This window comes from Pseudomonas sp. IT-196MI5, from assembly GCF_949767415.1.
Lineage (GTDB): Bacteria > Pseudomonadota > Gammaproteobacteria > Pseudomonadales > Pseudomonadaceae > Aquipseudomonas.
In genome coordinates, this window is the sequence record NZ_CATKPZ010000022.1 from 80,031 (window position 1) to 105,045 (window position 25,015).

Below are 25,015 nucleotides of genomic sequence, written 5' to 3' on the forward strand. Positions count from 1 at the left end.
ACCCATCGTGGCCATTGGCTGAATACTCAAGTGTGCGAAAATCCCTCGTCCCCGTTTATCGAGCAGGCCCCGATGTCCCAGCAACCCAGCCTCATCCGCGAAACCTTCCCCGTCGGCCCTTTGCAGTGCAACTGCACGATCATCGGCGATCCGGTGACGAAAAAGGCCATCGTTGTCGATCCGGGTGGTAATCATGAACTGATCCTGGCGCGTCTCGATGCTTTGGGGCTGAAAGTGGTGAGCATCATTCACACCCACGCCCACCTCGATCATTTCCTGGCTTCCGGTCAACTCAAGGAGAAAACCGGCGCGACCCTGCATCTGCACAAGGAAGACCAGTTTCTGTGGGACAACCTGGAAATGCAGTGCCAGATGTTCGGCGTTCCTTATACCCCGGTGCCGTCCCCGGACCGCTGGCTGGCCGATGATGAAGAACTGGCCTGCGGCTGCGGCGTGGCGTTGCACACGCCGGGTCATACGCCGGGCTCCATGAGCTTCTGGTTTTCCGAGGCCAAGCTGCTGATTGCCGGTGATACGCTGTTTCGTCGCGGCGTCGGGCGCACGGATTTGTGGGGGGGCGACCAGGCGACCATCGTGCGTTCGATCAAGCAGCGGCTGTACACCCTCGACGAAGACGCAACCGTGGTAACCGGGCATGGTCCGGATACTCGTCTGGGCGACGAAATGCGCGAGAACCCCTTTGTTCGGGGCTGATTTGTAACATTCGGAATTTTTACCCGTTAACATGATCCAACGCCCGCAAAGGCTGATGCCTTGGTCCGTTGCACCACAGAATGCAAAAAAGTAGGAGCTTTACATGTTCACCACGCGTCGTTTGATTATTGTCGCTACAGCTGTGGCCGTTTTGTCCGGTTGTGCCTCGCCTAACCCATACGGCGGTCAGGGCCAGGCTCAGGGTCAGGCGGATAGCGGCTCCGAAGGCATGAGCAAGACCGCGAAATACGGCGGCCTCGGCGCTCTGGCCGGTGCGCTGGCCGGTGCTGCCATCAACCACGATAACCGTGGCAAGGGCGCACTGATCGGTGCTGCAGTGGTTGGTGCTTCCGCCGCCGGCTACGGCTACTACGCCGATCAGCAAGAGAAAAAGTTGCGCGCCAGCATGGCTAACACCGGTGTTGAAGTGCAGCGCCAGGGCGACCAGATCAAGCTGATCATGCCGGGCAACATCACGTTCGCGACCGATTCGGCGAACATTGCCCCAGGTTTCTATCAGCCTCTGAACAACCTGGCGGGCTCGCTGAAAGAGTTCAACCAGAACCAGATCGAGATCATCGGTTATACCGACAGCACCGGCAGTCGTCAGCACAACATGGACCTGTCCCAGCGTCGCGCCCAAAGCGTGGCAACCTACCTGACCTCGCAAGGTGTCAGCGGTGCAAACCTGAGCGCTCGTGGCGCCGGCCCGGATAGCCCGGTTGCCAGCAACGCCGACGTCAATGGCCGCGCGCAGAACCGCCGTGTCGAGGTCAACCTCAAGGCGATTCCGGGTCAGCAGTATGGTGCTCAGCAGCAAGGTACGGTTCAGCAGTATCCTTGATCGTCTGATTGAACCCCTGGCGTAAAAAGGCCCGCCCGATTCTAAACAGATCAAGCGGGCTTTTTTGTATCGTCAGTTCTGGCCCCTTCGCGGGCAAGCCCGCTCCCACAATTGATCTTCGACATACACAAATTCTGTGATCAAAGAAGAACCCTGTGGGAGCGAGCCTGCTCGCGATGGGGCCAGTACGGGCAAAGAAGAGTTCAGGCAACAAAAAGCCCCCGGACAATCACGTGTCCGGGGGCTTTTTGTATCGCGCGAAAGCGGCTTACTTCTTCAGGCCGTAATGCTCATCGAGCATGCCCGGCGAGTTCGGGGCTTTCGGTGCGTAGTCGCGTGGCGGCTCCTGATTGCGTGGCGGCGTCAGGCGTTCCCGTGGAGCCTGCGCTGCATCGGCATGCAGGGAGGCCAGCAGGCGTTGGCGAGTCTGTTCGTCCAGGGCCAGGCGGTTGGCACCCTCGGCGAGATGGTCCTGCACTTCCTGATAGCTCTGAGTCAGCTTCTTGACCAGTGTCGCGGTGCTGTTGAAGTGGGTCACCACCTCGTTCTGATAACTGTCGAAACGTTCCTGAATATCGTCCAGCTGACGCTGCGTGCGGTTAGGCGCGGCATTCGGCGCAAGGCGAGCGATCAGAAACCCAATGGCGACACCCACAACCAGGGCAAGAGTCGGTAACAACCAAACTAAGAGCGAGTGTTCCACGAGTCCTTCCTCTATAAACGGCTTTGCTTTACGTTAACGGCTCGAACCTGCGCTGTATACCGCGATTCACTCGCAATAGACAGCCACAGACAAATTGCTAGACGAGTCGACCTTATTCGAGGTCACGGAGTTCCTTCCTTGCTTATGCGTGAAACCCCTGTAGTGATTGACGGCCCGGTCGGGCAACTGGAAGCCCTGTATCTTGATAATGAAGATCCGCGCGGCATAGCACTGATCTGCCATCCAAACCCGGTGCAGGGTGGCACTATGCTCAACAAAGTGGTCTCGACCCTGCAGCGCACCGCGCGTGATGCCGGTTTGATCACCCTGCGTTTCAACTATCGTGGCGTTGGTGCCAGCGAAGGTACCCACGACATGGGCACCGGTGAAGTCGATGATGCCCAGGCTGTCGCCGAATGGTTTCGCGCCAGACACCCGGCATTGCCGCTGACCCTGTTCGGTTTCTCCTTCGGCGGTTTTGTTGCCGCAAGTCTCGGCGGACGCCTCGAGGCCAGGGGCGAGCAGCTCAAGCACCTGTTCATGGTTGCGCCGGCGGTCATGCGCCTCGGCGACCAGGATCAACTGCCGCAGCACGGCGAACTGACCCTGATTCAGCCGGAAACCGACGAAGTGATCGATCCACAAGTCGTATACCAATGGTCCGACAAGCTCGAACGTCCCCATGAGCTGCTGAAAGTGGCAGAATGCGGACACTTTTTTCATGGCAAGCTGACCGATCTCAAGGATCTGATCCTGCCGCGTCTCTCGAATTGATTGCAGTCTGACAAGCGATTACCCATGACGACTCGTACCCGTATCCTCACCGGCATCACCACCACCGGCACGCCGCACCTGGGCAACTATGCTGGCGCCATCCGCCCGGCGATCGTCGCCAGCCGTGACAGCAATGCCGATTCGTTCTACTTCCTGGCCGACTATCACGCCCTGATCAAGTGCGATGACCCGCTGCGCATCCAGCGCTCGCGTCTGGAAATCGCCGCGACCTGGCTGGCCGGTGGCCTGGATGTCGACCGCGTGACCTTCTACCGCCAGTCCGACATCCCGGAAATCCCTGAACTGACCTGGCTGCTGACTTGCGTTGCGGCCAAGGGCTTGCTCAATCGCGCCCACGCCTACAAGGCTTCGGTGGACAAGAACGTCGAGACCGGCGAAGACCCGGATGCCGGTATCACCATGGGCCTGTACAGCTACCCGGTGCTGATGGCCGCGGACATCCTGATGTTCAACGCGCACAAGGTGCCGGTCGGTCGTGACCAGATCCAGCACGTGGAAATGGCGCGGGACATCGGTCAGCGCTTCAACCACCTGTTTGGCCAGGGCAAAGAGTTCTTCACCATGCCCGAGGCGTTGATCGAAGAGAGCGTCGCCACGTTGCCGGGCCTGGATGGCCGCAAGATGTCGAAGAGCTACGACAACACCATTCCGCTGTTCTCAAGCGCCAAAGAGATGAAGGACGCGATTTCGCGGATCGTCACCGACTCCCGCGCGCCGGGCGAAGCCAAGGATCCGGACAATTCGCACCTGTTCACCTTGTTCCAGGCGTTCGCCACCCCGGCACAGTCCGACGAATTCCGCAGCGAACTGTTGCAGGGCCTGGGTTGGGGCGAAGCGAAGAATCGTCTGTTCCAGCTACTGGACAACGAATTGGGCGAGTCCCGCGAGCGTTATAACCTGTTGATCGAGCGTCCGGCGGATCTGGAAGACATCCTGCAACACGGCGCGAAAAAGGCCCGGGCGGTGGCAACACCGTTCCTCAACGAACTGCGTGAAGCGGTGGGCCTGCGCTCCTTCGTTGCCCAGGCTCAAGTGGCGGCGACCACCAGGAAGAAAGCTGCAAAAACTGCACGTTTTGTCAGCTTCCGCGAAGACGACGGCAGTTTCCGCTTCCGTCTGCTGGCCGCCGATGGCGAGCAACTGCTCCTGTCGCGCAACTTCGCCGATGGCAAGACCGCAGGTCAAGTGACCAAACAGTTGCAGTCAGGTCAGGCATTGGACGTTCGCAGTGAAGCACAATGCTTCAGCGTCTGGCTCGAAGGTCAGTGCGTTGCCGACAGTCCGACCTTCGCCGACAGCGCCGCACGCGACGCGGCCATCGAGGCCTTGCGCATTGCCCTGACACCGATTCAGGAATAATCAACGGCTCGGCCCGACCAAGGGCCGATTGCCATTCCTGCGGGCCGTCGCTACAGTGTCGGCCCGTTTTTGTTGCCTTGCTAACGAATTATGACGCCCCTAGAACGATATCAAGCTGATCTGAAACGCCCGGAATTCTTCCATGATGCTGCGCAGGAAACCGCCGTGCGTCATTTGCAGCGCCTGTACGACGACCTGGTCGCGGCCGAGCAAAACAAGCCGAGCCTGCTGGGCAAGTTGTTTGGCAAGAAGGATCAGACCCCGGTCAAGGGCCTGTATTTCTGGGGCGGCGTAGGTCGCGGCAAGACTTACCTGGTGGACACCTTCTTCGAAGCGCTGCCCTTCAAGGAAAAGACCCGTACGCACTTCCACCGCTTCATGAAGCGCGTGCACGAAGAGATGAAAACCCTGGGCGGCGAGAAAAACCCGCTGACCATCATCGCCAAGCGTTTCGCCACCGAAGCCCGGGTGATCTGCTTCGATGAGTTCTTCGTGTCCGACATCACCGACGCCATGATCCTCGGCACCCTGATGGAGGAACTGTTCAAGAACGGCGTGACCCTGGTCGCGACTTCGAACATCGTGCCGGACGGCCTGTACAAGGACGGCCTGCAACGCGCGCGCTTCCTGCCGGCCATTGCGCTGATCAAGCAGCATACCGAGATCGTCAACGTCGACAGCGGCGTCGACTATCGACTGCGTCACCTGGAACAAGCCGAGCTGTTCCACTATCCGCTCGACGCAGCCGCCAACGAAAGCCTGCGCAAGAGCTTCCGTGCGCTGACACCGGAATGCACGGCAGCGGTCGAAAATGACGTGCTGATGATCGAAAACCGTGAAATCCGTGCCCTGCGCACCTGCGATGACGTGGCCTGGTTCAACTTCCGCGAACTGTGCGACGGCCCGCGCAGCCAGAACGACTACATCGAACTGGGCAAGATCTTCCACGCCGTGTTGCTCAGCGATGTCGAGCAGATGAGCGTCACCACCGACGACATCGCCCGACGCTTCATCAACATGGTCGACGAGTTCTACGACCGTAACGTGAAGCTGATCATTTCTGCCGAAGTCGAGCTCAAGGATCTGTACACCGGCGGTCGCCTGAATTTCGAGTTCCAGCGGACTCTGAGTCGTCTGCTGGAAATGCAATCCCACGAATTCCTGGCTCGGGCGCACAAGCCGTAGGACAGTTCGGGAAATAAAAGAGGCCTGCACATGCAGGCCTTTTTTGTCAGCGAAAATCCTCCGCCCACAGGTTTGTACATTGTTTTGAAGTCAAATGCCTTCGTGGAGGTACTGCGCAAGCTCGTGCTGCCGTTGGCAACCAAGCAGCAGCCAAAGCAGAATTCTGGCTTTGCGCGGACATAGGAAACCCGCCATCAATGCCCCCTTGCGGATCAAGTCCATTTCACCACCGTCAAAACCGTAAGAGGCACGTGCGGTGGAGCCGGAGCCGGTTCGGGTCGCAATGATAACGGGGATTCGTTCGGCAATATGCTCAATCATTGTCGCCCAGCGCTGCGAGATGTGGCCGGCGCCGAAACCGCCGATCACCAGCCCGTCGTAATCGAGTGCGAGAATATTTTCCAGTAGCAGGGTGTCGGCCGAAAGTGAGGCCTCAAGCAGCGCAACCTTCTGTGTGGTCTGTTGCGGCAACGGTAACACCGTGCGTGGCCCCGGCGGGCGCAGGTAGCGAACACGGTCTTCCAACAGTAGGCCCGCGGGCCCCACGACCGGAGAGGAAAACGCCTGCAATGCCAGCGAATCGGTTTTGCGTACGCTGCACGCGTGATGAATCTGTCCGTTCATCACGACCTGGACACCGCGCTGCCGGCTGTTCTGCGCCAAGGCAACGCGACATGCATCCAGCAGATTGGCCGGCCCATCGGCACCTGGTTGCGCTGCGGAACGCATGGCACCGGTCAGCACCAAGGGGGTGTCGTAGGGCCACAGGTAATCCAAAAACACCGCGGCTTCTTCGAGGGTGTCGGTGCCCTGGGTTATCACGACCCCAACGGCGCCCTGTTTGACCTGAAACTCAGCCCAGGACAATACGTTCAGCAAAAACTCGAAATCCAGAGAGGCACTGGGCAGCAGGCCGAGGGTCTCGACGGTGACTGCGGCCAGTGTTGTCAGTTCCGGTATGGACGTCAGCAGGACTTCGCCGCCGATGGTCGGGATGACGCCTTCACCGGCATTGCTCGCTTGCATGCTTACCGTGCCGCCAAGTGCCGCGATGGACAGTTTGGGCAGGTCCATGGGATACCTCGCTTGTTTGTAATGAAAAGTGGCTGTATCCGCTTTTGAGGCCGCGATACAGCCGAATGGTTGGGGCATTAATCAGCGATCAGAAAACCGATCAGCGGCACGATCAGCAGCGTACTGATGGCCATCGACAGTACATTGGCGATGTAGGCGTGCATGTCGGCCGGTAATTTCCTGGCAATCACGCAGGCCAGAGGTGGTGCGAGCAATGCCCCCAGCAGTGCACTTGAGACGATAATCTGCCAGCTGCCGCCATAGGCCAGGATCGCCGCGGGCACCACTGAAACCAGCGGGATGTAAGTGGGATACCAGCCGCGCAGCATCCATTGTTTACGCCAGATCAGTACGCCGATGGCCGAGGCCAATGCCTGCGCGCCGATGATGTGCAGCAACAGGCCCGATCCGTACGCAGGGCTTGAAGGGTTCAAGCTGTACGCCAGCAATGCCCCCAGTATCAGGCCAAGGCTGGCCAGCTCATTGCCGAAGAACGGTGCTTCGGAAAAGTCCGCCAGAATCCGCCGCAGGCTCCAGATGACGCCATAGTCGGGCGCCTTGGCGGTGGCAATCGAGGCGGGTGGCGTTTGCGATGACCTGGATTTCACCAGGTTCGGCCAATAGCGGCAAAACAGAAACGCCAGGACACTGGCAACCGCCATGCCCAGCACATTGCCGATCACCGCAGGCAAGGCCAGCGGTTGGCACACGTAGTTGACGATCAGCAGGCACATGGGCGTGACGAGTACCGCGCCCATGAGTGCGCCGTTGATCGTGACCTTCCAGCCTCCGCCAAACATCAGCACCATCGCCGCTGGCAGCGAGACGAATGCAACGAATGTGGGTTGCCAGGTTGTGGCTGTCACCGTCCAGCCCCACAGCAGATTGCTCAGCAGCAGCCCGAGCAACGAACTGGTGACCAGCCAGGGCCAAAGTCCCGTTCCATAGGAGATGGCAAACCCTTGCCAGGACTTCCCCGTTCGATTCGCCCAGTAAGCCAGATAAGCGCCCGCCAGCAGGCCGATCGAGGCGAACTCGTGCTTGTAGAAAGCCACCTCGCTGATGTCGCCTAACACCCAGCGCAACCAGGCACTCGGTTCGGGTAGCAGCGATACCATGTCGCCGTACCCGGGCCAATGCGCTCCCCAGAAAGTCCGGTTGCTGAAAGAAAGCCAGGCGATCAGCAGTGTCGCGCCGATCATTAGCAGGACGACGGCTGTATCAATCGGTGATTTGCGCGATGGTTGGTTTCTGTCGGTTGTAACTTCCATGGGATAGGCCTCCTGATCAACGTGGGAGGCAAGGGTGTTGGGTGTAGCCGAGCATCTGATCGTAAAGATCGGCTCGGCGATCGCGATGCAGATCGTTCAGGTTGTTCCAGATGGGCGCACTGCGGGAGCTGGTCAGGTCGACATCGGCAAACAGGATTTCCTGCCTGTCTGCCGATGCCACGGCGCCAATCGGCCAGCCGTTGGTTCCTGCAATCAACGAGCAACCCAGGTAGCGCGCGCCGCGCTCCTCGCCGATACGGCTGGCGGCGGCGATAAACACGTTGTTGACGTGAGCGGCGGTCATCGTCAGATACGATGCCATGCACTTACCGGCATCGTCGAACAGCGGCGGCGGTGTCCAGACCCAGTTGTTCAGGCTGCAAATGATGTCTGCGCCTTGCTGGGCGAGGATTCGCGGAACTTCCGGAAACCAGATGTCCCAGCAGATCAATAGCCCGATGCGGCCGATCGGTGTGTCGAAAACCGGGAAACCCAGGTCGCCGGGGGTGAACCAGAGCTTCTCCAGATTCCACAGATGGGCTTTGCGGTACTTGCCGATAAATCCGTCTGGTCCCACCAGAACGCCGGTGTTGAAGAGTCGCATGCCGTCGCGTTCGGCCAGACCGGCCACGAGGTAAACGTTGTGTTCGCGGGCGAAGTCGATCCAGCGCTGCACGCTTGGCCCGTCGGGAACCGCTTCGGCGTGGGCGAAGGCATCCTGTCGATTGCTGAAGAAATAGCCGGTATTGGAAAGCTCGGGCAGAACGATGAGATTCGCACCGCCGTTTACCGCTTCAAGCGCCAATTCCAGGCTGCGACGCAGATTACCTACACATTTCTCGATGCCGACTTGTGGGTCGAATTGCACGACTGCAACACGAACAGGGCTTGTTGGCTCAGTCATTCCGTTGTTCCTCTTTTTATTGTTTTTCAAACTGTTAAATCGCGTGTGTATAAGAGGGGAGTCAGGAATGGGGTGTAAGTCAGCTACTTCCGTTTCGGCCGTAGTCCTTTTCCGAAAGTGGATCAGAGTGATGTTTGGTGGCAGTGGGCAGCCGACGCGAGAGGTAGAGCCATGTATTGCGTGCATGGCTCTGGAGCGGGGGGTGTGATCAGATCTTGACTTGGTAGTGCGGGTAGTCGCTCAAGGAAAATCCGCCATTGAAGGTCGCGGCGGTTTTGTTGCAGATATGAATCACTGCATCGACAGCACCGCGAAAACATGGCTCCGTCCAACCTGCATCGACGGAAAATGACTCGCCGGACAAATACAAGCCTGATACATGAGCAAGGTCCCGGTTGTACTTCATCAGGCCGACGGCATCGTAGTAGGTGCCCGGTCGGTAAAGCTTGGCACAGCCCAGAGCATTTTTATCAGTGATCCAACGCTGAACCACTGCTTGATCGATGCTGATGTAGGGAGAGACTTTTTCCTGGACGTTGGCAGAGTTCATGAGTATGCGATCCAGCTCTTCGGCGCATTTTGATACCAACTCTTTATCGCTGAGTGAGGCGAGCTTGGTTGCGTCATCTTCCCAGGTATAACTCAGCAGGATGCAGTCATAGCTGTAATTGTCGTTGTAGCGGTAGGTATAGACATCGTGGATAAAACTGTCGGTTACGATGGCTTGCGGGATGTTTTTGTTTTTCGAGAGAAATGATTTTTTCAGTGGTGCAAACACTTTGCAGCTAGTTTCCCAGTGTGCGGTTTTGTAGGCGTTAATCGTCTCGAAAGGCAGCATCTCCCGGGTGAAATTTTCGAGCTTGATTCGAGTTTCAATCAGCCAGGAGGGTAGTGTCATGATGACCGAGTCAAAATCATCAAATTGCTTCTGGATTCGCTCGGGTTGACTGTGTTTCCAGTTGTAATAGACGCGTATTTTTTGATTGGTCAGCTTTTCCAGTTTTGTGACGGATGAGTCGGTGAGAAGCCCATTGCTTCTTTCGAGGCAATGTTCGTAGAAGGACTTTCCGGTTTCGTCGGTTTTCACAAACAGCAGGCATTCGTCCAGCGCGGCGAGGCCGATGTAGCGGGGCCTGTCGAAACTCTGCCCCATTGAGTCAAAAACGGCTTCGCTATTCAGGTAGGGCGAATCCAGTGGATCGCCGTTTGAGTCCACTCGACCATGGATCAGTTGCAATTGGCTGCTGAAACCGAAAATTGCGGTACGCAGAGGGTAGAGGCAGCAGACGTCGTAAAAAGCTCCCCAGCTACCGTCACCTATACCTATCGCGTAAAAAATTGCGGACTCTTGCGCAGACATTCCCATTCCGCCGAAATCCCCGGGTGAGCGGTCATCCCAAGCTTCCAGCGCTGGCATGCTGACCAGGTCGCGGAACGAGACACTCTCGTATTTTTCAACGATGGAAGCCCAAATGGCTTCCCATCCCTGGCTCGCATAGAGCTCAGCAACGTGGCGGGTCATGCGATCGGCAAAGGCTTTCCACTTGGAATAAACCTTTTGCAATTCATCGCCGGGAGGCGGTGTGACACCGTCTTCGTTTTTCCATATCAACATTTGCGGGGCCGATCCGCCGCCCATGCTGCCCTCCCGGAGATAGATACCTGTCGAGTTAACCCATTGGCTACCGGGGTTGGCGAAGTCTGAAAACGCCAATTCAAATTGATTGGCGTAGTAAGCCATCAGCGACCGACCTTCTGTCGGTGGCTCATCCGCCCGGTTGAAAAAGGGCATGCGCATGGCGCCCATTTCAAACGGTGTATGGCTTGCTGCCGAGTTTCGGCTACCGGGAACAGTCAGATGCCTGCCGCCGATGCGTCTGGATTGTTCGATGAGGGTGATATGGGTAAAGCCGCAGCGATAGAGTTCTCTGGCGGCGGTCAGGCCAGTGACGCCGGCGCCGATGATGCAGATTTTATGTTGCGGGTCAGTTGCCCTGGCGATGCCGTTTTCCTGTTCTACCAGGGCACGATAGTCAAAGCACAAATCCGGCGGATTGGGAAAGCGAGCCGCCCATTTGTTTTTAGCTGATCGCTTTGTTCGGGCGGCCTCCTTGGCGATGTATGAAGGGTAGTTGTAGCTTGATCCGATAGTCATGGTTGATCTTCCCTGATGGTGTTTGCAGGGAAGATGTTGAGGTTTTTTAAGGGGCTGCGTCTGTGGGCAGGGTTGGGTTCTCCGGCGCTCTGTATTCCTCTTTTTGCGTAGGAAAATGCACAGCGAAAGAACTGCGTGGCCCGCGCAAGATTCAATGTGGAAGCGAGCAGGCTCCTCCCACATGGGATTTGTTTGAGGCCTGAGGCCTACGCTGCCTGCTGAAACTGCTGCCGATACTGATTCGGCGACAGTTCGGTGTGCTGGCGGAACAGCCGGGCAAAGAAGCTCGCATCGTCGTAGCCGACTTCGTAACTGATGGTCTTGATGCTCTTGCGGCTGGCGGACAGCAAGCCCTTGGCGGTTTCGATGCGCAGGCGTTGCAGATAATGCAGTGGCTTGTCGCCGGTGGCGGTCTGGAAGCGGCGCATGAAGTTGCGGATGCTCATGCCGTGTTCGCGGGCGACGTCTTCGAAGCGGAATTTGTCGGCGAAGTGTTCTTCGAGCCAGTGCTGGATCTGCAGGATGATCACGTCCTGGTGCAGCTTCTGGCCACCAAACCCGATGCGTCCAGGCGCGTAGCTGCGCTGCACCTCATACAGAATGTCCCGCGCTACGGCCTGGGACACATTGGCGCCGCAGAAGCGCTCGATCAGGTAAATGTACAGATCGCACGCCGAGGTGGTGCCGCCAGCACAGTACAGGTTGTCGGCGTCGGTCAGGTGCTTGTCCTGATTGAGTTGAACCTGGGGGAAGCGTTCGGCGAAGGCATTGAAGAAGCGCCAGTAGGTGGTCGCTTCCTTGCCGTTGAGCAGCCCGGCTTCAGCGAGCCAGAACACGCCGGTGGCTTCGCCGCACAGTACGGCACCGCGCGCATGCTGCTGGCGCAACCAGGGCAGGACTTGCGGGTAACGTTTGCAAAGGCTGTCGAAATCGTCCCAGAACGCAGGAAGAACGATGATGTCGGCGTTTTCCAGCCCGCCATCCACCGGAATCAGCACGTCGCTGAAGGTGTTGACCGGTTTGCCATCGGGGCTGACCAGGCGGGTTTCAAACGCCGGTGTCAGGCCCTGGCCCAGCTGTTTGCCGTAGCGCAGGCTGGCGAGGTGGAAGAAATCCTTGGCTTGCATGAGGGTGGAAGCGAAAACCCGGTCGATGGCCAGGATACTGACGCGCCGCAGGGGCGTGGAGGCTTGGATAGACATAATTCAACTTTATTTTTATAGGGGGAAGTGGTCACCAGACGGCTGGATCGTCTTATTTTTTGTCGGATGTGTCCAGTGTCCTGTATCGGAGGCGAGGCTTAGGCTCTGAAGATCAATTCCTTCTAATTACAAAGAAAAGGTGTCGCATGATCCCCAGAACCCTGTTCAGTTCCGAGCACGAGCTTTTCCGCGACAGCGTGCGAACGTTCCTCGAAAAAGAGGCGGTGCCGTTCCATGGGCAATGGGAAAAACAAGGCTATATCGACCGCAAACTGTGGAACAAGGCAGGGGAGGCGGGGATGCTTTGCTCACACTTGCCGGAAGAGTACGGCGGCCTGGGGGCGGACTTTCTCTACAGCGCGGTGGTGATCGAAGAAGTGGGGCGACTTGGCCTGACCGGCATCGGCTTTTCCCTGCACTCGGACATCGTGGCGCCGTACATTCTGCATTACGGTAGTGAGGCGCTGAAGCATGAATACCTGCCGAAACTGGTGTCTGGCGAGATGGTTACCGCGATCGCCATGACCGAGCCGGGCGCCGGTTCCGATCTGCAAGGGGTGAAAACCACGGCCGTGCTCGATGGCGATGAATACGTGATCAACGGTTCCAAGACCTTTATTACCAACGGCTACCTGGCCGACCTGGTGATCGTCGTGGCCAAGACCGATCCGAAGGCCGGTGCAAAGGGCACCAGCCTGTTTCTGGTGGAGGCCAATACGCCGGGCTTCGAAAAGGGTAAGCGCCTGGAAAAGGTCGGGATGAAAGCCCAGGACACCTCGGAGCTGTTCTTCCAGGACGTGCGTGTGCCCAGGGAAAACCTGCTGGGCCAGGCCGGGATGGGCTTTGCCTATCTGATGCAGGAGTTGCCCCAGGAGCGCCTGACGGTGGCCATAGGTGGGCTGGCTTCAGCGGAAGCGGCGCTGCAATGGACGCTGGACTACACCCGCGAGCGCAAGGCATTCGGCAAGTCGATCGCGGATTTCCAGAATACCCGGTTCAAGCTGGCGGAGATGGCCACGGAAATACAGATCGGCCGGGTTTTTGTCGACCGCTGCCTGGAGCTGCACCTGCAAGGCAAGCTCGATGTGCCGACGGCGGCGATGGCCAAGTACTGGGGCACCGACCTGCAATGCAGGGTGCTCGACGAGTGTGTGCAGTTGCACGGTGGTTACGGGTTCATGTGGGAGTACCCGATCGCGCGGGCATGGGCGGATGCGCGGGTGCAGCGGATTTATGCCGGGACCAATGAAATCATGAAGGAGATTATTGCGCGGTCGCTTTGATTGGCGCTGACCGCTAGTCCGTCATCGCGAGCAGGCTCGCTCCCACAGGAGATCACAATAACCTGTGGGAGCGAGCCTGCTCGCGATTGGGTCTATGAATCAATCAAGGCGCCGGATTCGGATGATCGTTGTGAATCGCCTCGATCCCTTCCAGTACTTCCTCCGACAGCTTCAAGTCGAAACTGGCAATGTTGCTCTCCAGTTGCTCCATCGTGGTCGCGCCAATAATGTTGCTGGTCACGAACGGCTGCTGCGTCACGAACGCCAGGGCCATTTGCGCCGGGTCCAGGCCGTGCTCGCGAGCCAGTGCTACGTAACGGCTGCAGGCCGCTTCCGACTGCGGGTTGAAATAGCGGCTGAAGCGGCTGTAGAGGCTCAGGCGACCTTTTGGCGGGCGGGCACCACCTTCGTATTTGCCTGAAAGGAAACCGAACGCCAGCGGCGAGTAGGCGAGCAGGCCGCATTGCTCGCGGATGGCGATTTCCGCCAGGCCGACTTCAAAGCTGCGGTTGAGCAGGTTATACGGATTCTGGATCGACACCGCGCGCGGCCAGCCTCGGGCTTCGGCCAGGGCCAGGAAGCGCATGGTGCCCCATGGCGTCTCGTTGGACAGACCGATGTGGCGGATCTTGCCGGCGCGGACCTGCTCGTCCAGCGCTTCGAGGGTGTCCTCCAGCGGGGTCAGGTTGGCTTCGATCTTGTGCTTGTAGCCGAGTTGCCCAAAGAAATTGGTGCTGCGCTCCGGCCAGTGCAATTGATACAGGTCGATGTAATCGGTCTGCAGGCGCTGGAGGCTGGCATCCACCGCTTCGGTGATGTGCTGGCGGTTGTGGCGCAGGTTTTTGTCACGGATGTAGTCGATGGTGTTGCCGGGGCCGGCGATCTTGCTGGCCAGGATCCAGTCGCGGCGGTCGCCGCGGCTTTTGAAGTAATTGCCGATGTAGCGTTCGGTGGTGGCGTAGGTTTCGGCCTTGGGTGGTACCGGGTACATCTCGGCGGTGTCGATGAAGTTGATCCCGGCGCCCTTGGCCCGCTCAATCTGGGCGAAGGCGTCTGCCTCGCTGTTTTGCTCGCCCCAGGTCATGGTGCCGAGGCAGAGGGCACTCACGTTCAGATTGGTTCGGCCTAGCTGGCGATAGTCCATCGGGTGCTCCTTGGGCAAAACATTCATAAAAGCAGGTTGAATTATTTTTCGCAATCTGCATAATTGCGCACCTCTTTCTGCAGTGGAAGTGATGCGCCGCCGCCGAAGAATCTTGCCGTTGAACGGACGCGCCGACCCGAGCCCCCGAAAGCGTCTGTATCCGGCTGCCTTTGACTTGTCAAAGTACGCACTATTCAGTAAGATCCGCCGTCTAATTTACAGGGCGGCCCCTGAGGCTATAAAGAATGAAAACTTTTACTGCTAAACCGGAAACAGTAAAGCGCGACTGGTTTGTCGTCGACGCTGCTGGTCAGACCCTGGGTCGTCTGGCCACCGAAATCGCGAGCCGTCTGCGTGGCAAGCACAAGCCTGAGTACACTCCTCACGTTGACACCGGCGACTACATCGTCGTAATCAACGCTGAGCAGATCCGTGTTACCGGTGCTAAAACCACTGACAAAATGTACTACTCCCACTCCGGTTTCCCGGGCGGCATCAAGTCGATCAACTTTGAAAAGCTGATCGCCAAGGCCCCTGAGCGCGTGATCGAGACCGCGGTTAAAGGCATGCTGCCTAAGAACCCGCTGGGTCGCGACATGTACCGTAAGCTGAAAGTCTATGCGGGCGCTGCACACCCACATACTGCTCAGCAGCCCCAAGAACTGAAGTTTTAACGGAATAGTACATTATGTCGGCGACTCAAAATTACGGCACTGGCCGTCGCAAGACCGCAACCGCACGCGTTTTCCTGCGTCCGGGTACTGGTAACATCTCCATCAACAACCGTTCGCTGGATAATTTCTTCGGCCGCGAAACTGCCCGCATGGTAGTTCGTCAGCCGCTGGAATTGACTGAGACTGTCGAGAAGTTCGACATCTACGTCACCGTGATCGGCGGTGGTGTAAGTGGTCAGGCTGGCGCAATCCGCCACGGCATCACTCGCGCTCTGATGGACTACGACGAGACTCTGCGCGGCGCCCTGCGTAAAGCCGGCTTCGTAACCCGCGATGCTCGTGAAGTTGAACGTAAGAAAGTCGGTCTGCGTAAAGCGCGTAAGCGTCCGCAGTACTCGAAGCGTTAATTCGCTTTCACGTTCAAAAAAGAACGCCCAGTTTCCTCACGGAGCTGGGCGTTTTTTTTGTGTCTGCGATTTATCGAAGAATTGCGCTGTGACAACTTGCCACATCCGCAGACGCCCTATACTACAAGGCTTGGGGGTGATGGGCTCCGGTAATTACCTTGTCAGAATTGGGGCTTTTCATTACCATTCGGCAAAATTTTTATAAGTACATAGATTTACTTAGTAGACGCCTGATTTAACAGGCCACAAAGCTGATGGAGAGGACTGAATGAGCAATGACGGCGTGAATGCAGGCCGGCGTCGCTTCTTGGTAGCAGCCACATCCGTGGTGGGTGCTGCAGGAGCGGTGGGGGCTGCGGTCCCGTTCGTGGGGTCATGGTTTCCCAGTGCCAAGGCGAAAGCCGCAGGTGCACCGGTGAAAGTGAATGTCAGCAAAATCGAGCCAGGCCAGCAGATGATTGCTGAGTGGCGCGGCCAGCCGGTGTTCATCGTCCGCCGTACACCGGAAATCCTGGGGAATCTGAAGAAGATCGAGGGCCAGCTCGCTGACCCGACCTCCAAGAACTCGACGCAACCGACTTACGTTGATCCGGAAATCCGTTCGATCAAACCCGAGGTTCTGCTGCTGATCGGTATCTGCACGCACCTGGGTTGCTCGCCGACCTTCCGTCCTGAAGTGGCACCTGCGGATCTGGGTAAAGACTGGGTGGGTGGCTATTTCTGCCCTTGCCACGGTTCCCACTACGATCTGGCTGGTCGCGTCTACAAGTCGCAACCTGCGCCTTTGAACCTGCCAGTTCCCCCGCATTCCTATGAGACCGATGAAATTATTATCATTGGCGTCGATACGGAGAAAGCGTGATGAGCAAGTTCATGGATTGGGTTGATGCACGCTTTCCCGCTACCAAGATGTGGGAAGACCATCTCAGCAAGTATTACGCTCCGAAGAACTTCAACTTCTTCTATTTCTTTGGCTCCCTGGCGCTGCTCGTTCTGGTCAACCAGATCGTTACCGGTGTCTGGCTGACCATGAGCTACAACCCGTCGGCGGAAGAGGCGTTCGCTTCCGTCGAATACATCATGCGTGACGTCGAGTACGGCTCGATCCTGCGTCTGTTGCACTCCACCGGCGCTTCGGCGTTCTTCATCGTGGTCTATCTGCACATGTTCCGTGGCCTGCTCTACGGTTCGTACCAGAAGCCGCGTGAGCTGGTGTGGGTCTTCGGCATGCTGATCTACCTGGCGCTGATGGCTGAAGCCTTCATGGGCTACCTGCTGCCGTGGGGCCAGATGTCCTACTGGGGTGCCCAGGTAATCATCTCGCTGTTCGGTGCGATCCCGGTCATCGGCAACGACCTGACCCAGTGGATTCGTGGTGACTACCTGATTTCCGGTATTACCCTGAACCGCTTCTTCGCCTTGCACGTGGTTGCCCTGCCGATCGTTATCCTGGGTCTGGTGGTGCTGCACATCCTGGCGTTGCACGAAGTCGGTTCGAACAACCCGGATGGCGTGGATATCAAGAAGCACAAGGACGAAAACGGCATACCGCTGGACGGCATTGCCTTCCACCCGTACTACACCGTGAAAGATATCGTCGGCGTGGTGGTGTTCCTGTTCATCTTCTGCTCGATCGTGTTCTTCTTCCCGGAAATGGGCGGCTACTTCCTTGAAAAGCCGAACTTTGAAGTGGCGAACGCCTTCAAGACCCCAGAGCACATCGCTCCGGTCTGGTACTTCACCCCGTTCTACGCCATCTTGCGTGCGATTCCGGACAAGCTCCTTGGTGTGATCGCCATGGGCGCGGCCATTGCTGTGCTGTTCGTCCTGCCGTGGCTGGACCGTAGTCCGGTCAAGTCGATGCGCTACAAGGGCTGGCTGAGCAAGATCTGGCTCTGGGTGTTCTGCATCGCATTCGTGATCCTGGGTGTGCTGGGCGTATTGGCCCCAACCCCTGAGCGTACGTTGCTGTCGCAGGTATGTACCTTCCTGTACTTCGCCTACTTCATTCTGATGCCTTTCTACACCAGGCTCGAGAAGACCAAACCGGTTCCGGAAAGGGTGACTGGCTGATGAAAAAACTATTTGCTGTATTGATGCTTGCTGCGCTGCCAGTGTTCGCTTTCGCAGCCGAGCACGGTGGCCCGGAGCTTGAAAAAGTAGACATCGACGTTTCCGATAAAGCAGCCATGCAGGATGGCGCACGTACGTTCGCCAACTACTGCATGGGTTGCCACAGTGCCAAGTTCCAGCGCTATGAACGAGTTGCCGACGACTTGGGCATTCCCCATGAGTTGATGCTGGAGAAGCTGATGTTCACTGGCGCCAAGATCGGCGACCACATGAGCATCGGCATGCAGCCAGCGGACGCCAAGGCCTGGTTTGGCGCCGCGCCGCCGGACCTGACCCTGGTTGCCCGTGTTCGCGGTACTGACTGGCTCTACGGTTACCTGAAGTCGTTCTACGAAGATCCGTCGCGTCCATGGGGTGTGAACAACAAGGTCTTCCCGAACGTGGGCATGCCAAACGTCCTGGCTGGCCTGCAAGGTCGCCAGGTGGTTGGTTGCAAACAGGTTCAGATCGTCGACGGCGGCAAAAAGCAATTTGATCCGCTGACCGGTACGCCATTGACTCATGAAGCGTGCGATCAACTGACCATCGTGCCGAAAAGCGGTGCTCTGACTGAAGAGCAGTTCGATGAGAAGGTCAAGAATCTGGTAACCTTCCTGGCTTACTCGGCTAACCCGGTTAAGCTGCAACATCAGCGCATCGGTACGTACGTATTGTTGTACCTGGCGTTCTTCTTCGTCTTCGCTTACCTGCTCAAGCGCGAATACTGGAAAGACGTGCACTGATAAAGCTTCAAGCTATTGCTGTTAATCGCGCGCGCCCAAGGGCGCCTCTGAAGATGTAGCGAGCCTGGTTATCCAGTCGTTACGGGAGGCGCCCTCTGGGCGCGCTCGTTTTTCCGCGTTCGATAATTTCTACAAGCGAGGAGGATCGCCATGGGCGTGACCAATCGGTTGGCCTGTTACTCCGACCCCGCCGACCACTATTCCCACCGAGTGCGCATCGTACTGGCAGAGAAGGGTGTCAGCGCCGAGATCATTTACGTGGAAGCTGGACGTCAGCCACCTAAACTGATTGAGGTGAACCCTTACGGCAGCTTGCCCACCCTGGTCGATCGCGACCTGGCGTTGTGGGAGTCGACTGTGGTGATGGAATATCTGGATGAGCGTTACCCGCACCCGCCGCTACTGCCGGTTTATCCCGTGGCGCGTGCCAACAGTCGCCTGCTGATACACCGCATTCAGCGAGATTGGTGTGGTCTGGTGGACCTGATTCTGGATTCGCGGACCAAGGAAGCGGCCCGTGCCGTGGCTCGTAAAGAGTTGCGCGAAAGCCTGACGGGTGTGTCACCGCTGTTCGCCGACAAGCCGTTTTTCCTCAGTGAGGAACAAAGTCTGGTGGACTGCTGCCTACTGCCAATACTCTGGCGATTGCCGATCCTGGGTATAGAACTGCCGCGGCCGGCCAAGCCGCTGCTTGATTATATGGAGCGCTCGTTTGCGCGTGAGGCTTTCCAGGCGAGTCTGTCTGGTGTCGAACGCGATATGCGCTAAGGCTTAAGGAGCCGCTATGAACTCCAGTCGACCTTATCTGGTCCGCGCGCTCTATGAGTGGATTGTGGACAACGATTGCACCCCGCACATGCTGGTCAATTCCGAGTATCCGTCGGTACAGGTGCCTCAGGGGTTTGCCAGTGACGGACAAATCGTCCTGAACGTATCGCCGCAGGCCGTGCGCCACTTGCACATGGATAACGAGGCGGTCAGTTTCGAGGGGCGCTTTGGTGGAGTGCCGCACACCTTGTACGTGCCTATTGCATCGATCCTGGGTATCTACGCCCGGGAGAATGGTCAGGGCATGGTGTTTGATCTGGAATCGCCGATGGGCGAGGACGAAGAGATCGAGCCGGATGACGATCTTCCACCACCTGACAGTGAGCCGCCGCGTCCAAGCGGTCGACCCAGTTTGAAGGTGGTGAAGTAATAAAAAAAGGCGATCCGAGAGGATCGCCTTTTTTATTACTTCACCACCTTCAAACGATGTAGGAGCGAGCTTGCTCGCGATGGACGTGAACGATGACGCGGGCTGTCTGAATGAGCGCATTCACCGGACGTTTTTCGCGAGCAGGCTCGCTCCTGCAGGATGGGGTTCAGTCGATGTACTCAAACAACTTCACAATCTTCTGCACGCCGGAAACACCTTGCACCAGGTTGGTCGCCTGCGCAGCTTCCTGTTTGGTCAGCAGGCCCAGCATGTAGACGATGCCGTTTTCAGTGACGATCTTGATGCGCGAGCCAGGGATGTTCGCATCGGCGAGCATCTGGGCCTTGATCTTGGAGGTCAACCAGGTGTCGTTCTGACGAGCCAGGAAGCTGGAGGGTGGCAGGATCTGCAGTTCGTTGTGCACCTGCTTCACGCGCTGGACCGCGGCGGCGGCCTGTTCGGCCTTGGCCTTGAGGTCTGCGCGTGGCGTTTGCCCGGCGAGCAGCACGACGCCGTTGAAGCTGGTGACGACGATGTGCGAGTCCTTATCCAGGGCCGGGTCAGCCTTGGCGATGTTCACGCCAACCTTGGTGTCGATCAGGGAGTCGTCGATCTTGCTGCCCAGTGTGCGGGTGCCGCGGTCATCTTCAATCGGTGCTTCACGGCTGGCAGTCACCACCGAGGTGCAGCCACTGATGCCGAGGCACAGGGTCAAGGCCAGTAGGCCAAGGCGATTAGGGGTCATTCTTCACTCCCGAACAATTGGCTGTCGATCAAGTCGCAAAGGCAATGGATCGCCAGCAGGTGGACTTCTTGAATACGAGCGGTGACGTTGGCCGGTACGCGAATCTCGACGTCCTCGGGCAACAGCAGCGACGCCATGCCGCCGCCATCACGTCCCGTCAATGCTACGACAATCATTTCGCGATCATGTGCGGCCTGGATCGCTTGAATTATGTTGGCCGAGTTGCCGCTGGTGGAGATAGCCAGCAACACATCGCCCGGTTGGCCGAGTGCGCGGATCTGCTTGGAGAAGATTTCGTTGTAGCTGTAGTCGTTGGCGATCGAGGTGATCGTCGAGCTGTCGGTCGTCAGGGCGATGGCCGGCAGGCTCGGACGCTCGCGCTCAAAGCGATTGAGCAGCTCGGACGAGAAGTGCTGGGCGTCGCCGGCAGAGCCGCCGTTACCACAGGAAAGCATTTTTCCTTCGTTGAGCAGGGCGTTGACCATGACCTGGCTGGCTTGCTCGATGTGCGGTGCAAGTACTTCCATCGCCTGTTGCTTGGTGTCGATACTGGCCTGAAAAAGCTGGCGAATTCGGGATTGCATGTCCATCTGTGTGACCTTAAGTGGCGCGGCTGTTCGGCACATGAATGTGCAGCCCGCAAAGCAAAGAGCAAAAGTGTTCGGTGATAGTGTCCGGTTCGCACTGCCGGCGATCAGCCGTCGAAGGCATTCTGTAGCCAGTTCAACTGATCGAGGTGGCTGTCGATGGCAATCACGTCGAAGCGGCAAGGGGAATTGGCCCAGCGCGACTCGCGCTGAAGAAAATATTGCGCGGCGAAAATCAGTTTTTGCCGTTTGCGCTCATCGATGCTGTCGAGCGCGCCACCCCATTGAGTGTTTTTTCTGTAGCGGACTTCAACGAATACTACTGTATCGCCATCTAGCATGACCAGATCAAGCTCGCCGCGTTTGCACGACCAGTTCTGCGCCAGCAGGCGCAGACCCTGTTGTTGAAGATGCTCGAGCGCATGGCGCTCGGCATCCATGCCGCTTTGCTGGCGTGACCTGTCAGGCATCAGCGAGTGGTATCCGGCAGGCGCTGGACCTGGCCATTGGCGAACTCGGCCCATGGCAACTGGCGCACGACCCGCTGGCTTTGAGATATGCCAAGGCTGCCCGATTCACCGTTGATGCGGCTGTCCGGCAGAGACTTGAGTTGGCCCAGGCGCGGTGCCAGGCGATAAGCGTCCACACCCATGGCATACAGGCGCCCCAGGCTGCCGGCGGCTTGCGGCCACTGGGCGGTGACCTGGCGGCGCAGCGGGTCGTTGGCGTCCAGCAACCATGGCGTTTCGCAGAAGCGGATGCCATTCATGTCGTTGTACTGGTTGACGTCGCCGCTGGCGCTGAACACGTGAGAGGTGGCGTAGACCGGCACATCGCCTGCGTACTGGAAGTTCAGGGTCGGCTTGATCTGCTGGGCCTGTTGTGGTGTTGCCGCGAGGAAGATGAACTCGATGTCCTGGCGGCGCGATGGCTGGGCAGCGACTTGCGAGCCAACGGTGCTTTGCAGGCTCTTGGCGCGACCTTCGCTCTGACGCAGCTGGAACATGTCGGCAATCTGCTGGGCCAACTGAACCGGTTGATCGACGCGTTCGGTGGCGACGATGGTGCCGCCATTGGCTTGCCAGTCCTGACTGAACGCCTTGAGTACGCGGTCGCCCCACTCACCCTTCGGCACCATGATGGCGGCGCGGTGCAGGCCGTCGGCGCGAGCGCGGCGCGACACTTCACGGGCTTCGTCTTCAGCGGCAAGACCGAACTGGAACAACTGCGCCGGACCCTGATCGCCTTCGCTGTAGTTCAGCGCGAGCGTGGTGATCGGCAATTGCGGGCGAGCGCTCAGCTGTTTGACCAGCGGCTTCTCCAGTGGGCCGACGACCAGTTGCACGCCATCGGCCTGGGCCTTGCGGTAGAACTCGTCCATGGAGGTCAGGCGCGAGCTGTCATAGAACTCGATGGCGGGTGGTTTCTGCCCGGCCTGTTGTGCCTGGTAGTGAGCAGCCATGAAGCCGTCGCGCAGTGCTTTGCCGACCGAGGCCAATGGACCGTCCTGAGGCAGCAGCAGGGCGATCTTGTTCAGGGGCTGGCTGGCCAGTTCCTTGAGTTGGGTCAGTGGCTGCGGCAATTGAATGGCTGCCGGGTGTTTCGGATTCTTCGCGCGCCAGTTGTCGATGGCGGCCTGTTGCTGCTCCAGGGTGCCGGCGGATTTCACGGCCAGCGCCAGGGCCATCCAGCCGCCGAGATCGTCGGTGGTGTTCGGTTGCAATTGCTCGGTCGGCAGCGAAGCGATCAGCGTCCAGATAGCTTCGTGGTTTTTGCTCGCGGCTTCACCTTCTAGCATCGGTGCGATGAAAATGCGCTCTCGAGCAGCGGCGAGGGTCTGGCCATCCGCTTCAAGGGCGCGGGCGTGAACGGTGCCGGTGCGGACCTGTTGCTCTGCGGGCAGTTCGTTCAAGCGTTGCATGCTCGGATGGCTCAAGGCCGTCAGCGCGGCCTTGGGCTGGTTGCGGGTCATGGCCAGTTCAGCCGCCAGAGTGTTGGCGAAAATCTGTTGGCCGGGCTTGAGCTGCTCGGTCGGAACCTGTTGCAGGATTTGCGCGGATTGGCCGGCATTGCCCTGGCGATAGGCCAGGTCGGCAGCGCTCAAGCGCAGCAAGGCCGCATCTTCCGGCGATTTGCTTTGGGAAGCCTTCTCAAGCAGTTGCTCGATACTGGCATCCGGTGTCCGTGGAAGTTCGCCAAGGCTGGAGGAGGGCGAGCTGGCGCAAGCCGCCAGCAAGGCAGCGAGGCAGAGGGCGGATAACAGCCGCAGGCAAGCGATCATGTAAGCGTTCCTGATACTCGATCAAATTAGCGTGGAATTGTACCCAAGCACTGGCCGGGGCGCGATGTTACTGGTGTGAATCGATCAATTTAGCAGGTGTAAATGTTGCGCCAGCGCACAAAAAGTCGCCGATGGCTCCTTTGCTTGCGCGTATCGTGCGCCTCGCGACGCGTTACAATGGCGACTTTTACCGATCATGAGGTGTGCGCTTTGACTGCTCCAGGTGCTTTGAATTCCGCTGCTGGCTCGCTTTATGTGGTGGCGACGCCCATCGGCAACCTGGATGACATCAGTGCGCGGGCGCTGAAGATCCTGCGTGAAGTGGCCTTGATTGCCGCGGAAGACACCCGCCATTCCCAGCGCCTGATGCAACACTTCGGCATTGCGACGCCATTGGCGGCCTGCCATGAGCACAACGAGCGGGATGAAGGCAGTCGCTTTATCACTCGCCTGCTTGCCGGTGACGACGTGGCGTTGATCTCCGACGCCGGGACGCCGCTGATTTCCGATCCGGGTTATCACCTGGTGCGGCAGGCCCGGGCTGCAGGCATCAATGTGGTGCCGGTTCCAGGTGCCTGCGCGTTGATTGCAGCGTTGTCGGCGGCGGGGCTGCCTTCCGACCGCTTCATTTTCGAAGGTTTCCTCCCGGCCAAGGCGGTGGGGCGGCGGGCGCGTCTCGAGCAGGTAAAGGAAGAGCCGCGCACCTTGATCTTCTACGAGGCTCCGCATCGCATCCTTGAATGCCTGCAAGACATGGAGCTGGTGTTCGGTCCCGAGCGTCCGGCGCTGCTTGCCCGTGAGTTGACCAAGACGTTTGAAACCCTCAAGGGCCTGCCAATGGCTGAGCTGCGCGAGTTTGTCGAGTCGGACAGCAACCAGCAGCGCGGCGAGTGCGTGGTGCTGGTGGCGGGCTGGTCCGCGCCGGAGGAGGAAGGTGCCGTCAGCAGCGAGGCGATGCGCATCCTCAACCTGTTGCTCGAAGAAATGCCGCTCAAGCGAGCGGCAGCTTTGGCGGCGCAAATCACCGGCGAGCGAAAGAATGTGCTGTACCAGATCGCGCTGGATCAGCAGAAGGGCGAGTAAAACCCGACGCACAGGCGTGCTCTATGGCGCTTGGTGCTTGTTCTTCGGGCGCTCTGCCGGTAACCTTCGCGGCGGAGAGTCGATCGGACAGTCGCTGCCCCCTATGAAAATTAGGGGGGGGAGGAAAGTCCGGGCTCCATAGGGCGAAGTGCCAGGTAACGCCTGGGAGGCGCGAGCCTACGGAAAGTGCCACAGAAAATAACCGCCTAAGCGCTTCGGCGCCGGTAAGGGTGAAAAGGTGCGGTAAGAGCGCACCGCACGTCTGGCAACAGTTCGTGGCTAGGTAAACCCCACTTGGAGCAAGACCAAATAGGGTCCCAAGGCGTGGCCCGCGCTGGGACCGGGTAGGTTGCTAAAGATGTCCAGTGATGGCCATCGTAGACGAATGACTGTTCAAGACAGAACCCGGCTTACAGATCGACTCTCCACCTTTTTTTCTCCTCTCTGCTGTAAGTTATTAGGCAGAGTGTGTCGGTGGTAGCAATTTCCCTCCTTGCACAGTCGTCAGGAGAAGCGGTTTTGTGATATCGATTAGCCCTCGCTTGTAGCGAT

General features: G+C 58.4%; 25 protein-coding genes and 1 other RNA gene. 15 read left to right on the forward strand and 11 right to left on the reverse strand.

From position 1 onward, the window contains the following. Positions 1-72: 72 nt before the first annotated feature. Entirely contained in the window at positions 73-714 is a 642-nt protein-coding gene (locus ACM6IK_RS14750; RefSeq protein ID WP_414874923.1) for an MBL fold metallo-hydrolase, read from the forward strand. 103 nt (positions 715-817) lie between these two features. Then, complete coding sequence (locus ACM6IK_RS14755) at positions 818-1,558, forward strand: OmpA family protein (RefSeq protein WP_414874924.1); 741 nt, start codon at positions 818-820, stop codon at positions 1,556-1,558. A 268-nt stretch (positions 1,559-1,826) separates the two neighbouring features. On the opposite strand, the gene ACM6IK_RS14760 is transcribed toward ACM6IK_RS14755, so the two are convergent. Further along, positions 1,827-2,261, reverse strand: a complete 435-nt coding sequence (locus tag ACM6IK_RS14760; protein ID WP_108214899.1) for a YhcB family protein — start codon at positions 2,259-2,261, stop codon at positions 1,827-1,829. A gap of 144 nt (positions 2,262-2,405) precedes the next feature. On the opposite strand from ACM6IK_RS14760, the gene ACM6IK_RS14765 reads away from it, so the two are divergent. The 3 genes from ACM6IK_RS14765 (at position 2,406) to zapE (ending at position 5,600) form a co-directional block, all read left to right on the forward strand. Continuing rightward, positions 2,406-3,035, forward strand: coding sequence for an alpha/beta hydrolase (locus ACM6IK_RS14765; RefSeq protein ID WP_414874925.1), 630 nt, complete (start codon positions 2,406-2,408; stop codon positions 3,033-3,035). Positions 3,036-3,059: 24 nt separating this feature from the next. Further along, positions 3,060-4,415 (forward strand): tryptophan--tRNA ligase, encoded by a 1,356-nt coding sequence (locus ACM6IK_RS14770; RefSeq protein ID WP_414874926.1) that lies wholly within the window; start codon positions 3,060-3,062, stop codon positions 4,413-4,415. A 90-nt stretch (positions 4,416-4,505) separates the two neighbouring features. Further along, positions 4,506-5,600, forward strand: coding sequence for a cell division protein ZapE (gene zapE / locus ACM6IK_RS14775; RefSeq protein ID WP_414874927.1), 1,095 nt, complete (start codon positions 4,506-4,508; stop codon positions 5,598-5,600). 90 nt (positions 5,601-5,690) lie between these two features. Here zapE and ACM6IK_RS14780 read toward each other — a convergent pair whose 3' ends face one another. From ACM6IK_RS14780 to ACM6IK_RS14800, 5 genes are all read right to left on the reverse strand, one after another. Further along, positions 5,691-6,674, reverse strand: a complete 984-nt coding sequence (locus tag ACM6IK_RS14780; protein WP_414874928.1) for an asparaginase — start codon at positions 6,672-6,674, stop codon at positions 5,691-5,693. Positions 6,675-6,751: 77 nt separating this feature from the next. Continuing rightward, positions 6,752-7,945: a hypothetical protein gene (locus tag ACM6IK_RS14785; protein WP_414874929.1), complete on the reverse strand. Its 1,194-nt coding sequence runs from the start codon at positions 7,943-7,945 to the stop codon at positions 6,752-6,754. 16 nt (positions 7,946-7,961) lie between these two features. Next, positions 7,962-8,849: a nitrilase family protein gene (locus ACM6IK_RS14790; RefSeq protein ID WP_277531667.1), complete on the reverse strand. Its 888-nt coding sequence runs from the start codon at positions 8,847-8,849 to the stop codon at positions 7,962-7,964. Positions 8,850-9,057: 208 nt separating this feature from the next. Further along, positions 9,058-11,004 (reverse strand): flavin monoamine oxidase family protein, encoded by a 1,947-nt coding sequence (locus ACM6IK_RS14795; protein ID WP_414874930.1) that lies wholly within the window; start codon positions 11,002-11,004, stop codon positions 9,058-9,060. 206 nt (positions 11,005-11,210) lie between these two features. Next, positions 11,211-12,131: a GlxA family transcriptional regulator gene (locus tag ACM6IK_RS14800; protein WP_414875254.1), complete on the reverse strand. Its 921-nt coding sequence runs from the start codon at positions 12,129-12,131 to the stop codon at positions 11,211-11,213. A 221-nt stretch (positions 12,132-12,352) separates the two neighbouring features. Here ACM6IK_RS14800 and ACM6IK_RS14805 point away from each other — a divergent pair, with 221 nt between their 5' ends. Next, positions 12,353-13,489: an acyl-CoA dehydrogenase family protein gene (locus ACM6IK_RS14805; RefSeq protein ID WP_414874931.1), complete on the forward strand. Its 1,137-nt coding sequence runs from the start codon at positions 12,353-12,355 to the stop codon at positions 13,487-13,489. A gap of 103 nt (positions 13,490-13,592) precedes the next feature. On the opposite strand, the gene ACM6IK_RS14810 is transcribed toward ACM6IK_RS14805, so the two are convergent. Then, positions 13,593-14,633 (reverse strand): NADP(H)-dependent aldo-keto reductase, encoded by a 1,041-nt coding sequence (locus tag ACM6IK_RS14810; protein WP_414874932.1) that lies wholly within the window; start codon positions 14,631-14,633, stop codon positions 13,593-13,595. Between the two features lie 245 nt (positions 14,634-14,878). On the opposite strand from ACM6IK_RS14810, the gene rplM reads away from it, so the two are divergent. From rplM to ACM6IK_RS14845, 7 genes are all read left to right on the forward strand, one after another. Then, positions 14,879-15,307, forward strand: coding sequence for a 50S ribosomal protein L13 (rplM, locus tag ACM6IK_RS14815; protein ID WP_007917032.1), 429 nt, complete (start codon positions 14,879-14,881; stop codon positions 15,305-15,307). A gap of 14 nt (positions 15,308-15,321) precedes the next feature. Continuing rightward, entirely contained in the window at positions 15,322-15,714 is a 393-nt protein-coding gene (gene rpsI, locus ACM6IK_RS14820) for a 30S ribosomal protein S9 (RefSeq protein ID WP_003205364.1), read from the forward strand. A gap of 268 nt (positions 15,715-15,982) precedes the next feature. Then, complete coding sequence (petA, locus tag ACM6IK_RS14825; RefSeq protein ID WP_223548530.1) at positions 15,983-16,576, forward strand: ubiquinol-cytochrome c reductase iron-sulfur subunit; 594 nt, start codon at positions 15,983-15,985, stop codon at positions 16,574-16,576. Then, positions 16,576-17,787 (forward strand): cytochrome b, encoded by a 1,212-nt coding sequence (locus ACM6IK_RS14830; RefSeq protein ID WP_008016686.1) that lies wholly within the window; start codon positions 16,576-16,578, stop codon positions 17,785-17,787. Before petA ends, ACM6IK_RS14830 begins: the two co-directional genes overlap by 1 nt. Beyond that, positions 17,787-18,569, forward strand: coding sequence for a cytochrome c1 (locus ACM6IK_RS14835; protein ID WP_414874933.1), 783 nt, complete (start codon positions 17,787-17,789; stop codon positions 18,567-18,569). Before ACM6IK_RS14830 ends, ACM6IK_RS14835 begins: the two co-directional genes overlap by 1 nt. A gap of 150 nt (positions 18,570-18,719) precedes the next feature. Continuing rightward, positions 18,720-19,337 carry a glutathione S-transferase N-terminal domain-containing protein gene (locus ACM6IK_RS14840; protein ID WP_060539471.1) on the forward strand — a complete coding sequence of 206 codons (618 nt, stop codon included), beginning with the start codon at positions 18,720-18,722 and terminating at the stop codon, positions 19,335-19,337. Between the two features lie 16 nt (positions 19,338-19,353). Further along, positions 19,354-19,767: a ClpXP protease specificity-enhancing factor gene (locus tag ACM6IK_RS14845; protein ID WP_085715923.1), complete on the forward strand. Its 414-nt coding sequence runs from the start codon at positions 19,354-19,356 to the stop codon at positions 19,765-19,767. 166 nt (positions 19,768-19,933) lie between these two features. Here ACM6IK_RS14845 and ACM6IK_RS14850 read toward each other — a convergent pair whose 3' ends face one another. The 4 genes from ACM6IK_RS14850 to ACM6IK_RS14865 form a co-directional block, all read right to left on the reverse strand. Continuing rightward, entirely contained in the window at positions 19,934-20,512 is a 579-nt protein-coding gene (locus ACM6IK_RS14850) for a BON domain-containing protein (protein WP_108214909.1), read from the reverse strand. Then, positions 20,509-21,102 carry a phosphoheptose isomerase gene (locus ACM6IK_RS14855; protein WP_007972584.1) on the reverse strand — a complete coding sequence of 198 codons (594 nt, stop codon included), beginning with the start codon at positions 21,100-21,102 and terminating at the stop codon, positions 20,509-20,511. Before ACM6IK_RS14855 ends, ACM6IK_RS14850 begins: the two co-directional genes overlap by 4 nt. A 104-nt stretch (positions 21,103-21,206) precedes the next feature. Next, positions 21,207-21,569, reverse strand: a complete 363-nt coding sequence (locus ACM6IK_RS14860; RefSeq protein ID WP_108214910.1) for a YraN family protein — start codon at positions 21,567-21,569, stop codon at positions 21,207-21,209. Continuing rightward, a complete protein-coding gene (locus tag ACM6IK_RS14865; RefSeq protein ID WP_414874934.1) occupies positions 21,569-23,380 on the reverse strand; it encodes a penicillin-binding protein activator in 1,812 nt (603 codons plus the stop codon). The genes ACM6IK_RS14860 and ACM6IK_RS14865 overlap by 1 nt, the downstream gene beginning before the upstream one ends. A gap of 177 nt (positions 23,381-23,557) precedes the next feature. On the opposite strand from ACM6IK_RS14865, the gene rsmI reads away from it, so the two are divergent. Together rsmI and rnpB are read left to right on the forward strand one after the other, a co-directional pair. Next, the gene (gene rsmI, locus ACM6IK_RS14870; protein WP_414874935.1) at positions 23,558-24,463 is read left to right on the forward strand and encodes a 16S rRNA (cytidine(1402)-2'-O)-methyltransferase; all 906 of its coding nucleotides are present in this window, start codon (positions 23,558-23,560) and stop codon (positions 24,461-24,463) included. Positions 24,464-24,538: 75 nt separating this feature from the next. Further along, positions 24,539-24,892, forward strand: an RNA gene (rnpB, locus tag ACM6IK_RS14875) — RNase P RNA component class A. Positions 24,893-25,015: the final 123 nt, after the last annotated feature.

Coding starts and splice junctions, on each gene's coding strand:
- ACM6IK_RS14835 (WP_414874933.1), top strand. CDS start 17,787: ATGAAAAAACTATTTGCTGTATTGATGCTTGCTGCGCTGCCAGTGTTC.
- ACM6IK_RS14865 (WP_414874934.1), bottom strand. CDS start 23,380: ATGATCGCTTGCCTGCGGCTGTTATCCGCCCTCTGCCTCGCTGCCTTG.
- ACM6IK_RS14830 (WP_008016686.1), top strand. CDS start 16,576: ATGAGCAAGTTCATGGATTGGGTTGATGCACGCTTTCCCGCTACCAAG.
- ACM6IK_RS14860 (WP_108214910.1), bottom strand. CDS start 21,569: ATGCCTGACAGGTCACGCCAGCAAAGCGGCATGGATGCCGAGCGCCAT.
- ACM6IK_RS14840 (WP_060539471.1), top strand. CDS start 18,720: ATGGGCGTGACCAATCGGTTGGCCTGTTACTCCGACCCCGCCGACCAC.
- rpsI (WP_003205364.1), top strand. CDS start 15,322: ATGTCGGCGACTCAAAATTACGGCACTGGCCGTCGCAAGACCGCAACC.
- ACM6IK_RS14765 (WP_414874925.1), top strand. CDS start 2,406: ATGCGTGAAACCCCTGTAGTGATTGACGGCCCGGTCGGGCAACTGGAA.
- ACM6IK_RS14795 (WP_414874930.1), bottom strand. CDS start 11,004: ATGACTATCGGATCAAGCTACAACTACCCTTCATACATCGCCAAGGAG.
- ACM6IK_RS14845 (WP_085715923.1), top strand. CDS start 19,354: ATGAACTCCAGTCGACCTTATCTGGTCCGCGCGCTCTATGAGTGGATT.
- ACM6IK_RS14810 (WP_414874932.1), bottom strand. CDS start 14,633: ATGGACTATCGCCAGCTAGGCCGAACCAATCTGAACGTGAGTGCCCTC.
- ACM6IK_RS14770 (WP_414874926.1), top strand. CDS start 3,060: ATGACGACTCGTACCCGTATCCTCACCGGCATCACCACCACCGGCACG.
- ACM6IK_RS14790 (WP_277531667.1), bottom strand. CDS start 8,849: ATGACTGAGCCAACAAGCCCTGTTCGTGTTGCAGTCGTGCAATTCGAC.
- ACM6IK_RS14805 (WP_414874931.1), top strand. CDS start 12,353: ATGATCCCCAGAACCCTGTTCAGTTCCGAGCACGAGCTTTTCCGCGAC.
- ACM6IK_RS14785 (WP_414874929.1), bottom strand. CDS start 7,945: ATGGAAGTTACAACCGACAGAAACCAACCATCGCGCAAATCACCGATT.
- rsmI (WP_414874935.1), top strand. CDS start 23,558: ATGGCGACTTTTACCGATCATGAGGTGTGCGCTTTGACTGCTCCAGGT.
- ACM6IK_RS14755 (WP_414874924.1), top strand. CDS start 818: ATGTTCACCACGCGTCGTTTGATTATTGTCGCTACAGCTGTGGCCGTT.
- ACM6IK_RS14800 (WP_414875254.1), bottom strand. CDS start 12,131: ATGCAAGCCAAGGATTTCTTCCACCTCGCCAGCCTGCGCTACGGCAAA.
- zapE (WP_414874927.1), top strand. CDS start 4,506: ATGACGCCCCTAGAACGATATCAAGCTGATCTGAAACGCCCGGAATTC.
- ACM6IK_RS14780 (WP_414874928.1), bottom strand. CDS start 6,674: ATGGACCTGCCCAAACTGTCCATCGCGGCACTTGGCGGCACGGTAAGC.
- ACM6IK_RS14750 (WP_414874923.1), top strand. CDS start 73: ATGTCCCAGCAACCCAGCCTCATCCGCGAAACCTTCCCCGTCGGCCCT.
- petA (WP_223548530.1), top strand. CDS start 15,983: ATGAGCAATGACGGCGTGAATGCAGGCCGGCGTCGCTTCTTGGTAGCA.
- rplM (WP_007917032.1), top strand. CDS start 14,879: ATGAAAACTTTTACTGCTAAACCGGAAACAGTAAAGCGCGACTGGTTT.
- ACM6IK_RS14850 (WP_108214909.1), bottom strand. CDS start 20,512: ATGACCCCTAATCGCCTTGGCCTACTGGCCTTGACCCTGTGCCTCGGC.
- ACM6IK_RS14855 (WP_007972584.1), bottom strand. CDS start 21,102: ATGGACATGCAATCCCGAATTCGCCAGCTTTTTCAGGCCAGTATCGAC.